Raw genomic sequence first — 1494 nt, 5'->3', positions numbered from 1 at the left:
TCGCCGTCCAGCAGCGCGACCAGCAGCTTCAGCCGGTTGGGGTCGGACAGCAGGCCGAAGATGTCCGCCGTGTCGGTCGACTCGGCACGGGACGAGCCGCGGGCCGTCGTGGTCTGCGACGTCGGCGTCATCAGAGCGGCGCTCGGCCATGTCCTGGGGCTGGATCCGCTGCGCGCGGCCCGTTTCGACCTGGCCCCTCTGTCCACCACCGAGCTGACCGTCACGCGGGACGGCTGGCGGGTGGTCCACGTCAACCGGAAGGCTGAGTCTTGATCGTCACCTATCCGTTCAGCGCCGTCGTCGGGCTCGGCGACCTGAAGCTGGCGCTGGTGCTGAACGCGGTGTCGCCCCGGGTGGGCGGGGTGCTCGTCCGCGGCGAGAAGGGAACGGCGAAGTCCACGATCGTGCGGGCGCTGGCGGCCCAGTTGCCGACGGTGTCCGTGGTGCCCGGCTGCCGGTTCGCCTGCGACCCCGCCGTACCCGACCCTGAGTGCCCGGACGGGCCGCACGAGCCCGGCGCCGGGCGGGTGGAACGGCCGGCCGCCCTGGTGGAGCTGCCGGTCGGCGCGTCGGAGGACCGGCTGGCCGGCTCGCTCGACGTCGAGCGGGCGCTGACGGAGGGGGTGAAGGCGTTCGAGCCGGGGCTGCTGGCGGCCGCCCACCGCGGCGTCCTGTACGTGGACGAGGTGAACCTCCTGCACGACCACCTCGTGGACCTGCTGCTCGACGCGGCCGCGCTGGGCACGTGCTACGTCGAGCGCGAGTCGGTGTCGGTGCGCCATGCCGCCCGCTTCCTGCTGGTGGGCACCATGAACCCGGAGGAGGGCGAGCTGCGTCCGCAGCTTCTGGACCGGTTCGGGCTGACGGTCGAGGTCAGGGCGTCCCGCGACCCGGAGGAGCGCGCCGAGGTGGTGCGGCGGCGGCTGGCCTTCGAGGCGGACGCGGCGGCGTTCGCCGATCATTGGACGGCGGAGGAATCGGCGTTGTCGGCCCGCATCGCCGCCGCGCGCTCCCGGGTTCCCGGCGTGCGGTTGCCGGACGCCCGGCTGCGGCAGATCGCGACGGTGTGCGCCGCCTTCGAGGTCGACGGCCTGCGTGCCGACCTGGTGACGGCGAACGCGGCCATCGCCCACGCCGCCTGGCAGGGCCGCGACACGGTGACGACCGAGGACGTGCGGGCCGCGGCCCGGCTGTCGCTGCCGCATCGCAGGCGGCGCGATCCGTTCGACGCTCCGGGCCTGGACGAGGCGCTGCTCGACGAGCTGCTGGAACGCACGTCGGGCGACGACGCCCCGGACGGCGGCCCCGACGGCTCCGGGCCCGGCGGCGGCCGCGACGGCGGTCCCGACGGCTCCGGGCCCGGCGGACCTGGCGGCACGCCGCCACCGGGCGACGGCACCGGACCCGAAACGCGGAACCACCCGACCGGCGCCGAGCCCTCGGCGGACGGCCGGACGGCCGCCGCTGACCCGCCGCCGTCCGCGGCCGCCGGTG

Annotated in this window: 2 protein-coding genes; both read left to right on the top strand. The window is 75.8% G+C overall.

Translation table 11 applies throughout. From position 1 onward, the window contains the following. Nucleotides 1-60: 60 nt before the first annotated feature. On the top strand, nt 61-273 hold the full coding sequence (locus ACWCSD_RS52515) for a histidine phosphatase family protein (protein ID WP_449927438.1): 213 nt from the start codon (nt 61-63) through the stop codon (nt 271-273). Continuing rightward, on the top strand, nt 273-1494 hold a 1222-nt coding region (locus tag ACWCSD_RS52510), incomplete at its 3' end, for an ATP-binding protein (RefSeq protein WP_449927435.1). The genes ACWCSD_RS52515 and ACWCSD_RS52510, both read left to right, overlap by 1 nt.

This window comes from Nonomuraea sp. NPDC001684 (assembly GCF_053596515.1).
The sequence above is the reverse complement of the archived record's forward strand: the minus strand, read 5'-3'. Positions and strand labels throughout refer to the sequence as shown.